General features: G+C 61.7%; 17 protein-coding genes and 1 tRNA gene. 9 read left to right on the top strand and 9 right to left on the bottom strand.

Annotated features, from left to right (window positions below; all coding sequences use genetic code 11):
• Positions 1-100: 100 nt before the first annotated feature.
• Positions 101-544, bottom strand: coding sequence for a hypothetical protein (locus N5D53_RS16140; RefSeq protein ID WP_014589364.1), 444 nt, complete (start codon positions 542-544; stop codon positions 101-103).
• 239 nt (positions 545-783) lie between these two features.
• Between N5D53_RS16140 and N5D53_RS16135 the strand changes: the two genes are divergently transcribed.
• Entirely contained in the window at positions 784-1011 is a 228-nt protein-coding gene (locus N5D53_RS16135) for a hypothetical protein (RefSeq protein WP_019439077.1), read from the top strand.
• A gap of 187 nt (positions 1012-1198) precedes the next feature.
• Here N5D53_RS16135 and N5D53_RS16130 read toward each other — a convergent pair.
• The 4 genes from N5D53_RS16130 to N5D53_RS16115 form a co-directional block, all read right to left on the bottom strand.
• Positions 1199-1274, bottom strand: a tRNA-Phe gene (locus N5D53_RS16130).
• 90 nt (positions 1275-1364) lie between these two features.
• Positions 1365-1637, bottom strand: a complete 273-nt coding sequence (locus N5D53_RS16125; RefSeq protein ID WP_003255742.1) for an oxidative damage protection protein — start codon at positions 1635-1637, stop codon at positions 1365-1367.
• On the bottom strand, positions 1634-2701 hold the full coding sequence (gene mutY / locus N5D53_RS16120; RefSeq protein WP_010951654.1) for an A/G-specific adenine glycosylase: 1068 nt from the start codon (positions 2699-2701) through the stop codon (positions 1634-1636). Before mutY ends, N5D53_RS16125 begins: the two co-directional genes overlap by 4 nt.
• The gene (locus tag N5D53_RS16115; protein ID WP_104960617.1) at positions 2698-4944 is read right to left on the bottom strand and encodes an AsmA family protein; all 2247 of its coding nucleotides are present in this window, start codon (positions 4942-4944) and stop codon (positions 2698-2700) included. Before N5D53_RS16115 ends, mutY begins: the two co-directional genes overlap by 4 nt.
• Before the next feature lie 268 nt (positions 4945-5212).
• Here N5D53_RS16115 and N5D53_RS16110 point away from each other — a divergent pair, with 268 nt between their 5' ends.
• From N5D53_RS16110 to hisF, 6 genes are all read left to right on the top strand, one after another.
• The gene (locus N5D53_RS16110; RefSeq protein WP_266022179.1) at positions 5213-6874 is read left to right on the top strand and encodes an OFA family MFS transporter; all 1662 of its coding nucleotides are present in this window, start codon (positions 5213-5215) and stop codon (positions 6872-6874) included.
• Between the two features lie 186 nt (positions 6875-7060).
• A complete protein-coding gene (gene hisB / locus N5D53_RS16105; protein WP_003255736.1) occupies positions 7061-7654 on the top strand; it encodes an imidazoleglycerol-phosphate dehydratase HisB in 594 nt (197 codons plus the stop codon).
• Positions 7655-8293: an imidazole glycerol phosphate synthase subunit HisH gene (gene hisH / locus N5D53_RS16100; protein ID WP_014589369.1), complete on the top strand. Its 639-nt coding sequence runs from the start codon at positions 7655-7657 to the stop codon at positions 8291-8293.
• Entirely contained in the window at positions 8294-8554 is a 261-nt protein-coding gene (locus N5D53_RS16095; protein ID WP_003255734.1) for a DUF2164 domain-containing protein, read from the top strand.
• Between the two features lie 27 nt (positions 8555-8581).
• Positions 8582-9319: a 1-(5-phosphoribosyl)-5-[(5-phosphoribosylamino)methylideneamino]imidazole-4-carboxamide isomerase gene (gene hisA, locus N5D53_RS16090; RefSeq protein WP_003255731.1), complete on the top strand. Its 738-nt coding sequence runs from the start codon at positions 8582-8584 to the stop codon at positions 9317-9319.
• Positions 9320-9329: 10 nt separating this feature from the next.
• Positions 9330-10100: an imidazole glycerol phosphate synthase subunit HisF gene (gene hisF, locus N5D53_RS16085; protein ID WP_003255729.1), complete on the top strand. Its 771-nt coding sequence runs from the start codon at positions 9330-9332 to the stop codon at positions 10098-10100.
• Between the two features lie 173 nt (positions 10101-10273).
• Here hisF and choV read toward each other — a convergent pair whose 3' ends face one another.
• From choV to N5D53_RS16070, 3 genes are all read right to left on the bottom strand, one after another.
• Entirely contained in the window at positions 10274-11452 is a 1179-nt protein-coding gene (gene choV, locus N5D53_RS16080) for a choline ABC transporter ATP-binding protein (protein ID WP_190869767.1), read from the bottom strand.
• On the bottom strand, positions 11449-12297 hold the full coding sequence (gene choW / locus N5D53_RS16075; RefSeq protein ID WP_172830946.1) for a choline ABC transporter permease subunit: 849 nt from the start codon (positions 12295-12297) through the stop codon (positions 11449-11451). The genes choV and choW overlap by 4 nt, the downstream gene beginning before the upstream one ends.
• 81 nt (positions 12298-12378) lie before the next feature.
• On the bottom strand, positions 12379-13326 hold the full coding sequence (locus tag N5D53_RS16070) for a choline ABC transporter substrate-binding protein (protein ID WP_104960619.1): 948 nt from the start codon (positions 13324-13326) through the stop codon (positions 12379-12381).
• A 452-nt stretch (positions 13327-13778) separates the two neighbouring features.
• On the opposite strand from N5D53_RS16070, the gene N5D53_RS16065 reads away from it, so the two are divergent.
• Both N5D53_RS16065 and N5D53_RS16060 read left to right on the top strand, forming a co-directional pair.
• Positions 13779-15155, top strand: coding sequence for an L-serine ammonia-lyase (locus tag N5D53_RS16065; RefSeq protein WP_010951662.1), 1377 nt, complete (start codon positions 13779-13781; stop codon positions 15153-15155).
• Between the two features lie 502 nt (positions 15156-15657).
• Positions 15658-16764 carry a GlxA family transcriptional regulator gene (locus tag N5D53_RS16060; protein WP_104960620.1) on the top strand — a complete coding sequence of 369 codons (1107 nt, stop codon included), beginning with the start codon at positions 15658-15660 and terminating at the stop codon, positions 16762-16764.
• Between the two features lie 118 nt (positions 16765-16882).
• Here N5D53_RS16060 and N5D53_RS16055 read toward each other — a convergent pair whose 3' ends face one another.
• Entirely contained in the window at positions 16883-17140 is a 258-nt protein-coding gene (locus N5D53_RS16055; RefSeq protein ID WP_003255717.1) for a hypothetical protein, read from the bottom strand.
• Positions 17141-17165: the final 25 nt, after the last annotated feature.

Below are 17165 nucleotides of genomic sequence, written 5' to 3'. Positions count from 1 at the left end.
GGCTGCAGGCCAATTTCCTTGGCTAATCACCGTTGCAGCCGCCATCGTATTCGCGGGTAAACCCGCTCCTACAGGGGGCGCAACAGGTTATATGGCCCTGTCAGCCGAACTGCTTCTGCTGTTGCTGCTGCTTGGCCACGAGTTCGGAAGCGGCGATATAGGCGTCCTGGAACTCATCACTCTCCAGCCAGGCCATGGTGGTCTCTTCGTCAGCGCCGTCCAGCCATTTGCGGTAGGCGTTGAACACCAGCACGATGTAGTCGGTGGCGTGTTCTTCCTTGTGCCCCTTGAGCACCAGGGCGAGCAGCGGGTCCACCAGGAACACCGAGATCATTGGCACCAGGCCGCCTTCCTGGGCTTCCTTCATCTTGTTGAACATCGCGTCGTAGCTGCCCGACTCCATGGCCTTGTTGTACACCTGCTCGACGCTGGCGCTGTCGCCGGCGCTGGCCTTGACCGCTTGGCCGCTGCGTACCATGCGGTTCTGCTTGGCCTTGCTGGCGGCGCGCTTGGCGCGTTTCTGTTGCTTGGTGGGGGTGGCCATGGGGAAATCCTTGGGTGTGTCTGAAAGTGCGCGTATTGAAGCGCAATTGCCCGATAAACCCAAGCAGTGCGCCTGGGCGCTGCAGCATGAGATGTCTGTGGGATACATATCCAGATTATGCGGACCGTGGGCCCTGCGTAGCTTCTCTCCTGCTGCCAGCCATGTTGGCTGGCAGCCTGTCACTGCGCCAATTCGGCGTCTGTGAGTGATGCGCACGTTTGCGCTACAAAGGAGGAGTCATGAAGCACTTTTATCTGGTCACCCTGTACGGCTACACGGACGATGGCAGGGTTTACTATCCAACCGGTTTCGCCGGTTGCGACGAGCAAAGGATTACAAAGGCTGACATCGCCGCCATTATCGAAAAAGGCAAGCAACACGGCCACCTTCAGTTGCACAGCATCTCCTACATGGGGCACATGACCGAGGACGCATTCAATCATCTTCGTTCCATGTCGGACGAGTAAGGGTTGGCCCGCAGTCTGCTTAGGCTGCGGGTTTCTCGATTGCATGGCGAGCCTTCAGGTTGCGTTGTGAAATCTGGTGTTCTTCGAAGCCGCCTGAAGTTAAAAATCACAGACAACAAAAAACCCGCACTAGGCGGGTTTCTTGTTGTCGCTTCGGGTAACTTTGCAACCACCAGAAGCTTGAAGGTGGTGCCCAGAGACGGAGTCGAACCGCCGACACGAGGATTTTCAATCCTCTGCTCTACCGACTGAGCTATCTGGGCGACGAGGTGAATTAAATAGATTTCCGGACCGCTCGTCAACGACTTTTTGAAAAAATTTTAAATTAATTCCGTCGCTTACGATTTTTGGGGTCATTCGGCCGGTGGAACGTAGCCTTCGGCCTGGGCGTATTCTTCGCCGGCGAAAAACTTGTCCATCTCAGCCTGGAGGAATTTGCGGTCCTCGGCGTTCATCATGTTCAGGCGCTTCTCGTTGATCAGCATGGTCTGGTGCTTCTGCCAGTCGGCCCAGGCTTTCTGCGAGATGTGTTCGAAGATGTCCTGGCCCTTGGCACCGGGATAGGGCGGGCGTTCCAGGCCTGGCAGTTCTTCTTGGTATTTGCGGCACATCACGGTGCGGGTCATCGGGCGTCTCCTGCGATCAGTTCGTCGGCCGCGCGTTCAAGCAGCTTTTTCACCGGGGCGGCGAGGCCCAGGCGCGGCGGGGTGGCGAGGTTATACCAGAGCCAGTCGGCCTCGGCCACGTGCTCGCCGACCGGGTCGACGTGCACGAGCCAGGGCTCAATCGCCAGCTGGAAGTGGCTGAAGGTATGGGTCAGGCCGTCCATGGCGTGGCGGCCAGCGAGGCGCAGGCCGTGCTGGTAGGCCAGGTCGTCGAGCTGGGCGATGTCGTCCAGCTCCGGGAGGCTCCACAAACCACCCCACAGGCCGCTGGAAGGGCGGCGGTAAAGCAGGATGGCGCCTTCGTGGTTGGCCAGCAGTGGCATCAGTGTGCGCCGTTGCGGCAGCGCCTTGCGCGGTTTGGGCTCGGGGTAGCGGGTTTCTTCGCCGTGCAGGTGCGCTTCGCAGCCGCGCTGCAACGGGCAGATCAGGCAACTGGGCTTGCTGCGCGTGCACAGCGTGGCGCCCATGTCCATCATCGCCTGGGTGTAGTGGTTGGCGCGTTGTTGCGGGGTAAAGCGCTCGGCAGTGGCCCATAGCTGGTTGGCAACCTTGGGTTCGCCGGGGTAGCCGGCCTGGGCGGTGTAGCGTGCCAGCACGCGCTTGACGTTGCCGTCGAGGATCGGTGCGCGGATGCCCATGCTGATGCTGGCGATGGCGCCGGCAGTGGAGCGGCCAATGCCGGGCAGCTCGGTAAGCTGCTCGACGCTGCGCGGGAATTCGCCGCCATGTTGCTCGACGACGACCTTGGCGGCCTTTTGCAGGTTGCGTGCGCGGGTGTAGTAGCCAAGGCCCGTCCACAGGTGCAGCACTTCGTCCTCCGGTGCCTCGGCCAGGGCTTGCACGGTTGGCAGGGCCTGCATGAAGCGGTCGAAGTAATTGAGCACGGTGCTGACCTGGGTCTGCTGCAACATGATTTCCGATACCCACACCCGGTACGGCGTGATGCCCTGTTGCCAGGGCAGGTCGTGCCGGCCGTGCTCGTCATACCAGTCCAGTACTGCGCTGGAGAACTGCTCGGGGCTCATCGGTTGAACAGCCCCTTGAGCGCGTCTTTCAGTTCCGGGCTCACTTTGTCTCCAAGTTTTTCGTCAAGTTTTTCATCGATCTTGTCTTTCAGGCGGTTGCCGGCCAGCTTGGCGGCAACCTTGCCCAGGCCGTTCTGGTCGAGGCGGCAGGCCTTTGCGCCGAGTTCCAGCGGACCACGGCAGCGCAGGGGGACTTCAACACCCACATAACGTTCGTTGACCTGGCAGGCCGGGTCCGGCATGGCACGCTGGTCGCCTTCGACGACTATGCCGATGTTGTAGTCCATGCCCAGCACGCGCAGGTCGAGGTCACCATGGCCATTGACGGTCAGACCCGGGATGCGCGCCTTGAGGTCCGGGTTGCTGGCGACGCCGTTGCGTACTACCAGGCTGCCGCGCAGCTCCTGGAACGGGGTGTCCTTGCCGCGTGGTTCGCTGCTCAGCGTCTTGCGATTGAGCGTGGCGATGGCCTGGCACAGCTGCTGTTCCAGGTTGGCATTGACCAGCACGCCATCGTTGATGGCGAAGTTTGCGCTGCCGTTCAGGGTGTCGACCAGTGCTTTCTGGCTGTTACCGGTGGCTGTCAGATCACTGGTCAGGGTCAGCAGGCCCTTGACCGGTGGCGTCTGTTCCTTGCCTTCGGTCTTGATGAAGTGTTCCACCGGCACCCGCTGGATATTGGTGTTCACACCCAGCTGTGGCACGGCAGGGCGCACGTCGACCGTGCCCTTGGCTTCGAAGGTGCCGTTGTACAGCTCTCCGCGCAGGGTTTGCAGGGTCAGCAGGCCGCCTTGGCCAACGGCCTTGAGCTGGGCGCCCTCGATCGGCAGCTTGTCCAGGGTCAACGAGCCGAAGGCCAGGTCGGCCTGCAGGTCGAGGGCGCGCAGACGGTCGACCGGCAGCAGCTTGTCGTCGCTCCATGCCACTTGTGTTGGGGCGTTGGGCAGTGGTGTGGTGCCGGCACCGGCTACGGCGCTGGCCTCTTGTTGCTTGACCTCGGCCTGGCGCGCAGCGGTGGCGCCCTTGGCTTCTTCGCTCTTGGCCGGCAGGTAGCGGTCGGCGTCGAAGGTGTCGCCCTTAAGCTGCAGGCGCAGGGCTTGTTTGGCGAAATCTTCGACGGCCACGCGGCCGCTGAAGGTGCTGTCGTCCAGCTTCACTGCCAGGTCTTCCAGGGCCAGGCTGCTGGGCGTGCCCTGCAGGCGAGTCACCAGCTCCAGCTTGGCGAAGGCGGCCGGGTCGTTGGTGGCCGGCAGCGGGTGGCCAATGCTTTCAAGGAAGGCGCGCAGGTTGAACTGGGCGATGGACAGGCCGCCGCTCAGCTGGGGTGCTTTGTCCAGATCACGCACGTTCAGCTCACCGAGGGCGCGCAGTTGGTTGGCCGAGACTTTCAGGCCGTTCCATGAGGCGACATTGGCGGCCAGGTCGACCAGCAGTTGGCCTTGGGCGGCGAAGGTCACGGTCTTGCCGCCGGTAGGCTCACCCGAGGTCTCGCCCGACAGGCGCATGTCTTCGAAGTTGTAGCGCTTGAGCTTGCGGTCGAAGCGCAATTCGCCGGCCAGCTCGGTACGGGCCTTGATGCTCGGTTGGCTGGCGCTGATGAAGGCGCTGGCCTTGAGCGCAATGTTTGCGCCTTCATGGATCGGGCCGGTGCTCAGCTGGATGCTTTCGGCGCTGTAGCTGTGGCCGGTCTTGGCATCGGTGTACTGCACGCGGGCGTTGTTCACGGTCAGGCTGTCGATGTCCAGCTTGATGGCGCGGTCGTTGCTGTTGGTGGTCGCAGGCGTCTGCTCGGCAGGTGCCTGTGCGGATGCATCGGTGCTTGCGCCATTCTGCGCGGGCAGCGGCTTGCCGATGTCCTCCCAGTTGCCATGGCCCTGTTCGTCACGCGCCAGGGTCAGGTTCAGGCCCTCGACACGTACGTCGCTCATTTGCACTTCGCGGCGCAGCAGCGGCAGCACACGGACCGAAAGGCCAAGCATCTGCAGGTCAGCGAACGGTTCCTTGGGTTTGTTCAAGGTGGCGATGCTGGCTTCGTGCAGCTCCAGGCCCAGCCACGGGAACAGGCTCCAGCCGATGTCACCGTTGAGGGTCAGTTCGACGTGCGCCTTGTCGCGTGCCAGCTGGCGAATCTCGTCTTTGTAGTCGTTGGGATCAAAGAGGTGGGTCAGGGCGAAGCCCAGCGCCACGATGATCAGCAGTAACCCGAGAAGCCCCAGTCCCAGGATTTTGCCGAACGCTTTCATGGGCGAGTCCTTTTAGTCCGTTAGTGAGTTCAGGCGGCAGAGTATAACGCTGTCGCGGTTACCCCCGCTTGTACGACTAGAGATGTAGGAAATTCCTACGCCTGTATCAGAGAGTATGGCTTTCGACAGCCTAATATTGAGCTTTTGCCGGGAACATGACCGTTTCAGTCAGGCAAAAATGAACGATGGCAGATTGCTTTCATGCTGCTTGATGCTGCTACCCTTGCGCCGCTTTGCGAGCACCCTCCCTATAACAAGGATCAGATTCATGACCAGTACCGTCGCGACGGGAAGCTCGGCCAGTGAGCCAGGCTTCCTGTCGAAGGAACGCATAATCGCCCGCCCGGGCTTCAACCGCTGGCTGGTCCCGCCAGCTGCCCTGGCCATTCACCTGTGCATCGGTATGGCCTACGGCTTCTCGGTATTCTGGCTGCCTTTGTCGCAAGCCCTGGGGATCACCGCCCCCGTCGCCTGTGCGGCAGACATGGGCTTCATGGCCCGGATGTTCAGCGCCGAATGCGACTGGCCAATCTCGATGCTGAGCTGGATCTATACCCTGTTCTTCGTCTTCCTCGGCTGCTCGGCGGCGGTGCTGGGCGGCTGGCTGGAGCACGCCGGCCCGCGCAAGGCTGGCCTGGTGTCGGCCTTGTGCTGGTGCGGTGGCATGCTGCTTTCGGCGATAGGTGTGAAAACCCATCAGCTGTGGCTGATGTGGCTTGGCTCGGGCGTGATTGGCGGTATCGGTCTGGGCCTGGGCTACATCTCACCCGTGTCGACCTTGATCAAGTGGTTCCCGGACAAACGCGGCATGGCCACCGGTATGGCGATCATGGGCTTCGGCGGCGGGGCCATGGTCGGGGCGCCGCTGGCCACCGCGCTTATGGGGCATTTTGGCAATGAGCACGAGGTTGGCGTATGGCAGAGTTTTGTCGCCATGGCGGCAATCTACTTCGTGTTCATGACCGCTGGCGCCCTGGCGTATCGCGTACCACCGACCGGCTGGAAGCCTGAGGGCTGGGCTGCGCCGTTGAAGAATGCCGGTAACGCCATGGTCACCGACCGTCATGTGCACGTCAGTGTGGCCTGGAAGACCCCGCAGTTCGCGCTGATCTGGCTGGTGCTGTGCCTGAACGTGTCGGCGGGCATCGGCATTTTGGGCATGGCGTCACCGCTGCTGCAGGAAGTGTTCGCCGGTAAATTACTGGGCAACGAACTGACCTTCAGCCAGCTGAGCACTGCGCAGCTGGCGCAGATTGCCGCGATCGCCGCCGGCTTTACCGGCCTGCTGAGCCTGTTCAACATTGGCGGCCGGTTCTTCTGGGCATCGTTCTCTGACTACATCGGCCGCAAGAACACCTACTTTGCCTTCTTCGCCTTGGGCGTGGCCTTGTACAGCCTGGTGCCGAACATGGGGCACCTGGGCAACGTGGCGCTTTTCGTGGCAGCGTTCTGCATCATCCTTTCGATGTATGGCGGTGGTTTTGCAACAGTGCCGGCCTACCTGGCCGACCTGTTCGGCACGCAGATGGTGGGTGCCATCCATGGCCGCCTGCTGACCGCCTGGGCGGCAGCGGGGGTGCTGGGGCCGGTGCTGATCACCTACCTGCGCGAGTATCAACTGGCAGCGGGCGTGGAGCGGGCGGCGGCTTATGACATGACCTTGTACATCCTCGCGGGTCTGCTGGTGCTGGGCTTTATCTGCAACATGCTGGTGCGCCCGGTAGCCGACAAGCACTTCATGAGTGATGCCGAACTGGCGGCCGAGCGGGCGTTGAGCCATGACAAGGGCGCCGATGGGGCTCGGTCGCTGGAGTGGAAAGCGGCGCCAGGCAGCCTGCCACTGGTGCTGCTGGCCTGGGCGGTGGTGGTCGTGCCGTTGGCCTGGGGTGTCTGGGTGACCTTGCAGAAGACTGCTGTGCTGTTCCATTGATCAGCAGGGGGGGGGCGCTGCGCCCCTTTCGCAGATGCAGGAGCGGGCCGTTGTGGTTGTATAGACCTGTAGCGGTATCCAGCCCGCGTAGAACCTGGCTTTGCCATATGTCATCCGCGTTTCAAGCTGGCGCGTTCTGGGCCTATAATGAAACCCTTTTCGCCCAATGATTTTGCGGAGCTGGTGATGGTTGAACGTAAGGCTTCCGTCGAGCGCAATACCCTGGAAACCCAGGTCAAGTGCTCGATCAACCTCGATGGCAGTGGCAAGGCCCGATTCGATATCGGTGTGCCCTTCCTTGAACACATGCTGGACCAGATCGCCCGCCATGGGTTGATCGATCTGGATATCGAGTGCAAGGGTGACACGCATATCGACGATCACCATACCGTCGAAGACGTCGGCATCACCCTGGGCATGGCATTCGCCCAAGCTATCGGTGACAAGAAAGGTATCTTCCGCTACGGCCACGCCTACGTGCCGCTGGACGAAGCGCTGTCACGCGTGGTCATCGACTTCTCTGGCCGCCCAGGCCTGCAGATGCACGTACCGTATACCCGTGCCAGCGTTGGCGGCTTCGACGTCGACCTGTTCCAGGAGTTTTTCCAGGGCTTCGTCAACCACGCCCTGGTAACCCTGCATATCGACAACCTGCGTGGCCACAACACCCACCACCAGATCGAAACCGTATTCAAGGCTTTCGGCCGCGCTCTGCGCATGGCCATCACCCTCGACGAGCGTATGGCCGGGCAGATGCCTTCCACCAAAGGGTGCCTGTAAATGCAAACGGTAGCCGTAATCGACTATGGCATGGGTAACCTGCACTCGGTGGCCAAGGCGCTTGAGCACGTAGGTGCAGGTAAAGTGCTGGTTACCAGCGATGCCTCAGTGATCCGCGAGGCCGACCGTGTGGTGTTCCCGGGCGTGGGCGCGATTCGCGACTGCATGGCCGAGATCCGCCGCCTCGGCTTCGACAGCCTGGTGCGCGAAGTCAGCCAGGACCGCCCGTTCCTCGGCATCTGCGTCGGTATGCAGGCGCTGCTCGAGCACAGTGAGGAAAACACCGGCGTCGACTGCATTGGCCTGTTCCCTGGCCAGGTGCGCTTTTTCGGCAAAGACCTGCAAGAAGAGGGCGAGCACCTGAAGGTGCCGCACATGGGCTGGAACGAAGTCAGCCAGACCATCGACCACCCGCTGTGGCACGACATCCCTGACCGCGCACGTTTCTACTTCGTGCACAGCTACTACATCAATGCCGGCAAGCCGGGCCAAGTGGTGGGACGCGGTCACTATGGCGTCGACTTCGCCGCAGCGCTGGCCGACGGTTCGCGTTTTGCCGTGCAGTTCCACCCGGAGAAGAGCCATACCCATGGCCTGCAGCTGCTGCAGAACTTCATCGCCTGGGACGGGCGCTGGTAAATGAGCAGGTCGAAGACCAAGGCCCCGACCATCACCCTGGCCCCCGAGCAGGAGCGCGAAGCGCTCGACACCTTGAAGCGCTTCCTCGAAGACCGCTTCGAGCTGCAGTTGGGGTCGTTCGAGGTGGCCGAGGTCCTCGAGCTGTTCAGCAAAGAGATTGCACCCCATTACTACAACAGGGCGATTGCCGATGTTCAGCTGCACCTCAAGGAGCGGTTCGAGAGCATCGAAAGCGACCTGTGGGCACTCGAGAAGCCCTGAAACCCAACAAATAGACAGGTTCCCAAGATGCTGATTATCCCCGCTATCGATCTGAAGGACGGTGCTTGCGTGCGCCTGCGCCAGGGCCGCATGGAAGACTCTACGGTATTTTCCGACGACCCCGTGAGCATGGCCGCCAAGTGGGTCGAAGGTGGCTGCCGCCGCCTGCACCTGGTCGACCTCAACGGCGCCTTCGAAGGCCAGCCGGTCAATGGTGAAGTGGTTACCGCCATCGCCAAGCGCTACCCGAACCTGCCGATCCAGATCGGCGGCGGTATCCGTTCGCTGGAAACCATCGAACACTACGTCAAGGCTGGCGTCAGCTACGTGATCATCGGCACCAAGGCCGTCAAGCAGCCCGAGTTCGTCGCTGAAGCGTGCAAAGCCTTCCCGGGCAAGGTCATCGTCGGCCTGGACGCCAAGGACGGTTTCGTCGCCACCGACGGTTGGGCCGAAGTGAGCTCGGTGCAGGTCATCGACCTGGCCAAGCGTTTCGAGGCCGATGGCGTCTCGGCGATCGTCTACACCGACATCGCCAAGGACGGCATGATGCAGGGCTGCAACGTGCCCTTCACCAAGGCACTGGCTGAAGCCACCCGTATTCCGGTGATCGCCTCGGGCGGCATTCACAACCTGGGTGACATCAAGGCCCTGCTGGACGCCAAGGCCCCGGGCATCATCGGCGCCATCACCGGCCGTGCCATCTACGAAGGCACCCTGGATGTCGCTGAGGCCCAGGCCTTCTGTGACAACTACCAAGGCTGAGGACTGAACCATGGCACTGGCCAAGCGCATTATCCCTTGCCTGGACGTGGACAACGGCCGGGTGGTCAAGGGCGTCAAGTTCGAGAACATCCGTGATGCCGGCGACCCGGTGGAAATCGCCCGTCGCTACGACGAGCAAGGTGCCGACGAAATCACCTTTCTCGACATCACCGCCAGCGTCGATGGGCGCGACACCACGCTGCATACCGTCGAGCGCATGGCCAGCCAGGTGTTCATCCCGCTGACGGTAGGGGGTGGCGTGCGGACCGTGCAGGACATCCGCAACCTGCTCAACGCCGGTGCCGACAAGGTCTCGATCAACACCGCCGCGGTGTTCAACCCAGAGTTTGTCGGTGAGGCGGCGGACCGTTTCGGTTCGCAGTGCATCGTTGTCGCCATCGATGCCAAGAAGGTGTCCGGGCCAGGTGAAGCGCCGCGCTGGGAGATTTTCACTCACGGCGGGCGCAAGCCGACCGGGCTGGATGCAGTCGAGTGGGCGAAGAAGATGGAAGGCCTGGGCGCTGGCGAGATCCTGCTGACCAGCATGGACCAGGACGGCATGAAGAACGGCTTCGACCTGGGCGTTACCCGCGCTATCAGTGATGCGCTGGGGATTCCGGTGATTGCCTCGGGGGGTGTGGGTAACCTGCAGCACCTGGCAGACGGCATTCTGGAAGGGCATGCCAGCGCGGTGCTGGCGGCCAGCATCTTCCACTTTGGCGAGTACACAGTGCCGGAGGCCAAGGCCTACATGGCTTCGCGCGGGATTGTCGTTCGCTGATCCATTGATCGGGGCTGCTTTGCAGCCCTTCGCGGGCACGCCCGCTCCCACAGAGATCTCAGCAAACCTGGACTGCCCCCCAAGAGTTGGATTGGTGTCCAACTTCTTGGGGGCAGTCCAAACCTGTGGGAGCGGGCGTGCCCGCGAAGGGCCGCGAAGCGGCCCCAATTGCCTCAACCGTGGTTCTTGCCGAGCAGCGCGTGATAAAGCTCGGTATCCCCGAGTATCCCCACCACCCTGTCGTTATCCTGCAGCACCAGCTTGTTGCCGGTTTGATAACGAATCTGCAGTGCCTCACGCATGCCGATGTCGGCGTGCACCACGGTCGGCCTGCGCTCCAGCAGCTCCACATCTTGCCCCGGTGCCCATTTCTGCATGTCCAGCCCGTTCTGGCCTTGGCGTGCACGCTTGAGCGCGCCGCCTTCGCCAAGGTCCAGCCACGAATCGATACCTGGGTCCAGGCACACCGAGCCATTGACCCGCTTGCAGTTGTCCAGGCTGCGCATGAGGCTGCGCCCGCACAGCACGTTCAGCGGGTTGGTATGGGCGACGAAGGTGCGCACGTATTCGTCAGCCGGGTTCAGCACGATCTCCTCCGGCTTGCTGTACTGGATGATCCGACCGTCTTTCATGATCGCAATGCGGGTACCCAGTTTCAGCGCCTCGTCCAGGTCATGGCTGACGAACACGATGGTTTTGCTCAGCTTGGCCTGCAGGCCAAGCAGCTCATCTTGCAGGCCCTGGCGGATCAGTGGATCCAGGGCCGAGAACGGTTCGTCCATCAGCAAGATGTCGGCATCCATCGCCAGCGCCCGGGCCAGGCCCACGCGCTGCTGCATGCCGCCAGAAAGCTCATCCGGCTTCTTGTTGCGCCACTGGGTCAGGCCCACCAGCTCAAGCTTCTCGTCGACCAGCTTGCGCCGTTCCTTTTCCGGGCGACCCTGCATTTCCAGGCCGAAGCTGATGTTCTCGCGCACCGTCAGCCAAGGCATCAGGGCAAACTTCTGGAACACCATGGCAATGCGCTTGGTGCGCATCATCTTCAGCTCGGCCGCGGAGCAGTTGGCAATGTCGATGTGCTTGCCTTCGTGCTCGACGAACAACTTGCCACGGCTGACGGTGTTGAGGCCGTTGATGCAGCGCAGCAGGCTCGACTTGCCCGAGCCGGACAAGCCCATCAGCACGCAGATCTCGCCTTTGTTGATATCGAGGTTGGCCTTTTCGACACCCACCACCAGGCCGGTCTGCTTGAGGATCTGCTCGCGGGTTTGGCCTTGGTCCAGCATCGCCAGTGCCTCGCGCGGCTTGTTGGAGAAGATGACGTCGACGTCTTCGAAACGAATGATGCTCATGCCTCACCCCTTACCGGCAGTTCCGGTTGCTTGCAGATACGGTCGAGCATGATTGCCAGCAGCACGATCGCCAGGCCCGCTTCGAAGCCCAGGGAGATATCGGCGGTGTTCAGTGCGTTGACCACAGGTTTGCCCAGGCCATCAGCGCCAACCAGGGCGGCAATGACCACCATCGACAGCGACAGCATGATGCATTGAGTGACACCGGCGGCGATGCTTGGCATCGCGTGCGGCAGTTCGATACGGGTAAGCAGCTGACGACGCGAGCAGCCAAAGGCCTTGCCGGCGTCCATCAACTCTTGCGGCACGTCGCAGATGCCCAGGTAGGTCAGGCGAATGGGCGCGGCAATGGCGAACACCACGGTGGAGATCAGCCCCGGCACCACGCCCAGGCCGAACAGGGTCAGGGTAGGGATCAGGTAGACGAAGGTGGGCACCGTCTGCATCAGGTCGAGCACCGGGCGCATGGCGGTATAGAACATCGGCTTGTGCGCGGCGAGGATGCCCAGTGGCACGCCGATCACCACACATACCACCGTGGCGAAGGTCACCTGCGCCAGGGTCTCCATGGTTTCCTGCCAGTAACCCAGGTTGAGGATCAGCAGGAACGACAGGGCGACAAATGCGGTCAGTGCCCACTTGCGCTGGATGAAATGCGCCAGGGCGGCGAACAGGGCGATAAGCACGAACGGGTTGAAGAAAGTCAGGGCGCTGGTGACGCCATGGATCATGAACTCCAGGCCTTGCGCGATGGCGTCGAAGTAATTCGCGCCGTTCTGGGTCAGCCATTCGACGAACGACGCGATGTACTGGCCCAGGGGTATTTTCTGATCGATAAGCATGATAGCGAGCTTCCACCTGCATAGATTGAAATCAACCCGGGGCAGGCACGGTCCTGCCCCGAGGTAGCGCTACTGCGTAGTTCGTTATTGCGTAAGCTTGGCCTTGACCGCCTCCAGGCCAGGTTTGCCATCCACGGTGGTAACGCCGGCCAGCCAGGCATCCAGCTTGCCTGGGTTGTCCTTGATCCATTTCTTGGCGGCGGCTTCGGGTTTCATCTTGTCGTCCAGGACATAGCCCATCATGGTGCTTTCATCCTTGAGCTCGAACGACAGGTTCTTAAGCAGTTGGCCAACGTTGCTGCATTCCTGCGTATATCCCTTGCGGGTGTTTGTCAGCACGGTCGCCTTGCCGAAGTCGGGGCCGAAGAATTCGTCCCCGCCGGTCAGGTACTGCATCTTGAAGCGGGTGTTCATCGGGTGTGGCTCCCAGCCCAGGAACACCAAGGCCTCGCCGCGTTTCTGCGCGCGATCAACCTGCGACAGCATGCCCGCCTCGCTGGACTGCACGATCTTGAAACCGGCGTCCTTCAAGCCAAAGGCGTTCTTGTCGATCATGCTCTGGATGGTGCGGTTGCCGTCGTTACCCGGTTCGATGCCGTAGATCTTGCCGTTCAGTTCCTTCTTGAACTTGGCAATGTCGCTGAAATCCTTCAGGCCCTTGTCGTACAGCGCCTGGGGGACTGCCAGGGTGTACTTGGCGTTTTCCAGGTTGGCGCGCACGGTTTCTACCGTGCCGGCATCGCGGTACTGCTTGATGTCGTTCTCCATGGTCGGCATCCAGTTGCCGAGAAACACGTCCAGGTCCTTGCCGGTGGCCAGCGACTTGTAGGTCACCGGTACCGAGATCATGGTGGTGTGGGTTTTGTAACCCAGGGCTTCGAGCACAACGCTGGTGGTCGCGGTCGTGACTGTGATGTCGGTCCAGCCGACATCGGAGAAGCGTACAGTCTGACATTGCTCGGGTTCGGCTGCTTGGGCCAGCAATGGCGCGGACAGTAACGCAACCAGCAACAGCGAGGGTGAACCTTTCATGGATGGACTCCTGAGATATTGTCTTCGGGTTCGCGTGGGTCGCCGGGCTTTCTGAGGGTCCGGTCGACCAGGCCTGCAGAGGGCAGGATGCGTGGCCGTGCTTTACGAGTCGCTTTCGATAATCCTCCAGCGCCGGGCAATCGCCTACTGGTGGGGTCGTATCCAGTACGGAACGGGTCGTATCCAGTATGGGCGATGTCGCTTATGGATTTTTCCACCCCCTCGCGCGCATTTTTGCGTCACCAGGCCGCTGGAAAACGGCGCGGTGGGCGCAGTTCCTGGTTGAAAACAGCGCGGCGCTGCTGGACAAAAGTACGTCGGTTGCAGACGGCGAGGTGGGCGGTAAAAGCCCGATGATGCTGGCATTCAAGGCGGCCCGCTGTTTGAGACTAGCAGCTACCCCGCCCTGCGCATGGCGCGCAGAGACAAGCCCAGCAAGAGGTGATTCGACAATGGCCATCAGCGTGTTCGACCTGTTCAAGATCGGTGTCGGGCCCTCCAGCTCCCACACCGTCGGCCCCATGCGTGCTGGCGCCCTGTTCGTTCAGGGCCTGCGAGAACGCGGCGAGCTGGAACGTGTAAAGCGGATCGAAGTGCGCCTGTATGGCTCGCTGTCGGCCACCGGTATCGGTCATGGCACCGACAACGCCACCATCATGGGCCTGATGGGCGAGTGGCCTGACGCCATTGACCCGACCCAGATCGTGCCGCGTATCGCCGACCTGCGCGAAACCAACACCCTGCAGCTGGATAGCCGCTTGCCCATCGAGTTCGTCTGGGCCCGCGACATGCTGCTGCTGGACGAGAACCTGCCCTATCACCCCAACGCCATGACCCTGATTGCCGAAGGCGAGCAGGGCGAGTTGCACCGCGACACCTATTACTCGGTGGGCGGCGGTTTTGTGGTCGATGCAGCCCAAGCCGCCAGCGGTGTGCTGGATGCTGACCAGACAGTGTTGCCGTACGACTTCAACAGCGCCGCCGAACTGCTGCGCCTGTGCAAGCAAAACGACCTCAGCGTGTCGCAATTGATGATGGCCAACGAGAAGGTCTGGCGCAGCGAGGAAGACATCCGCGCTGGCCTGCACAAGCTCTGGGAAGCCATGCAGGAATGCGTCAACAACGGCCTCAAGTACGAGGGCACGCTACCCGGCGGGCTGAACGTGCGCCGCCGCGCCGCCAAGCTGCACCGCAGCCTGCAGGAAATCGGCAAGCCCAACGTGATCGGCTCGACCATGAGTGCCATGGAATGGGTCAACCTGTTCGCCTTGGCGGTCAATGAAGAAAACGCCGCCGGTGGGCGCATGGTGACCGCGCCTACCAACGGCGCGGCGGGCATCATCCCGGCAGTGCTGCATTACTACATGCGATTTAGCGATGCGGTGGATGAGTCCAGCGTTGTCGATTACTTCCTGGCTGCCGCCGCTGTGGGCATCCTGTGCAAGAAGAACGCTTCGATCTCTGGTGCCGAAGTGGGCTGCCAGGGGGAAGTCGGCTCGGCCTGCGCGATGGCCGCAGCGGGGCTTGCCGAAGTGCTCGGCGCCACCCCGCCACAGGTTGAGAACGCCGCTGAAATTGCCCTGGAACACAACCTTGGCCTGACCTGCGACCCGGTGGGCGGGTTGGTGCAAGTGCCCTGCATCGAGCGCAACGCGATTGCTGCGGTGAAGGCCATCAACGCGGTGCAGATGGCGTTGCGCGGCGATGGTGAGCACTTCATTTCCCTCGACCAGGTAATCCGCACCATGCGCGATACCGGCGCCGATATGCACGACAAGTACAAAGAGACCTCGCGCGGCGGCCTGGCGGTCAGCGCTATCGAGTGCTGATTTCCTGAACTGACCTTCTGGGCCTCTTCACGGGCAAGCCCGCTCCTACAGGAACTGTGCAAATCCCTGTAGGAGCGGGCTTGCCCGCGAAGAGGCCCTTGAGGCTGATGCAGGTGCAACACAACCGCCTATGCCTCTTTATGGTGCGGTGATGGGCGGCCCGCCTACCGATCGTCGGATGTCGCGATCAGTGTAGGCGTTGTCGGTGACACTTAAAGGTGTCGCTTCTGGGAAACCCACGCGGCGCGTGTCACTAAACTGCTCAACCGTTACAGGCAACGCGCTAGCTCGCCTGTTCTGGACGACTGGCCAACACGATGCAAGCACTTGAATTGCCCCATAAAGGCGTCGTTTTCAGGTTTTTTTGGATGGCCGTTCAAGTTTAGGCACGGCGTTTGCGTTGAGATTGGCAAGCCTACCCCCGGAAAATGACCGAGGGGTCATAACAAGAAGTAAGTGCCCGCCTGAGGCACACCCTGCATTTGTGTGAGGAGAAATCGCGATGACGTCGTACACCTCCGGGAATCCAACCCAGAACCGCACAGCACCCCAGTCCATCGGGTTTCTTCTATTGGACAATTTCACCCTGATTTCCCTGGCATCGGCGGTCGAGCCGCTGCGCATGGCCAACCAGCTGTCTGGTCGTGAGCTGTATCGCTGGCACACGCTGACCATCGATGGCGGCCAGGTGTGGGCCAGCGATGGTCTGCAAATCACACCGGATGCTGCCATCAGCAATGCTCCGCCTATCGACACCGTGATTGTCTGTGGTGGTGTTGGCATCCAGCGCTCCGTCACCCGTGAACACGTCACCTGGCTGCAAGCCCAGGCCCGTCAGTCGCGCAGGCTGGGCGCCGTGTGCACCGGCAGTTGGGCACTGGCCTGCGCCGGCCTGCTCGACGGCTTCGATTGCAGCGTGCACTGGGAATGCCTGGCCGCAATGCAGGAAGCCTTCCCGCGGGTGAACATGAGCACCCGCCTGTTCACCCTTGACCGCAACCGCTTCACCAGCTCCGGTGGCACCGCGCCGCTGGACATGATGCTGCACCTGATCAGCCGTGATCACGGCCGCGAGCTGTCGGCGGCGATCTCCGAGATGTTCGTCTACGAGCGTATTCGCAACGAGCAGGACCACCAGCGTGTGCCGCTCAAGCACATGCTTGGCACCAACCAGCCGAAGTTGCAGGAAATCGTCGCGCTGATGGAGGCCAATCTTGAGGAACCGATCGACCTGGACGAACTGGCGGTCTATGTGTCGGTTTCGCGACGTCAGCTGGAGCGCCTGTTCCAGAAGTACCTGCACTGCTCGCCGTCGCGCTACTACCTGAAGTTGCGCCTGATCCGGGCGCGGCAGCTGCTGAAGCAGACGCCGATGTCGATCATCGAAGTGGCATCGGTGTGCGGCTTCGTGTCGACCCCGCACTTCTCCAAGTGCTATCGCGAGTACTTCGGTATTCCGCCGCGTGACGAGCGTGTGGGCTCCAACACCGCACAGCAGGTAGCCATGATGCCGATTCCGCAGGCCATGACCCTGTCGCCACACAGCGGGCCGATGGCGGCCCTGAGCCAGGCGCGCAATGAGTCGACATTTGCCAGTGTAAGGCTCTGATACCGCGCCGGCCTCTTCGCGGGCACGCCCGCTCCCACAGGTCACCCGCTGAACTGAGCCAGCGGTGATCTGTGGGGGCGGGCTTGTTCCGCGAAGGGGCCGGGCCTGGGTAAAAGAATTACGCGCGTTTGTTGAACTGCGCCAACGCTGGCAACAGTTGCTTGTCGATGGCCTGGCGCACCGCAGGCAGGATCGTCGCACTACCGGTGTACATCTGCTCCACCATCCCCTTCAGCGCCCGCGCATTGGGCTCGGTCAGCCCACGAACCACCGCTTCACACGCCTGTTCGGCACTGGCCCCGGCAGGAATATCGAAACCGCGCGCGCGCAGGTGGCCGGCGAGGTCGTCCTGATCAATCAAATCCGCATGCATCATGGCTGTTGTCCCTTTTATCGCTAAG

Source organism: Pseudomonas sp. GD03862 (genome assembly GCF_029840855.1).
GTDB classification, from domain to species: Bacteria; Pseudomonadota; Gammaproteobacteria; order Pseudomonadales; family Pseudomonadaceae; genus Aquipseudomonas; species Aquipseudomonas alloputida.
This window is presented reverse-complemented; position numbering and strand designations above follow the sequence as displayed.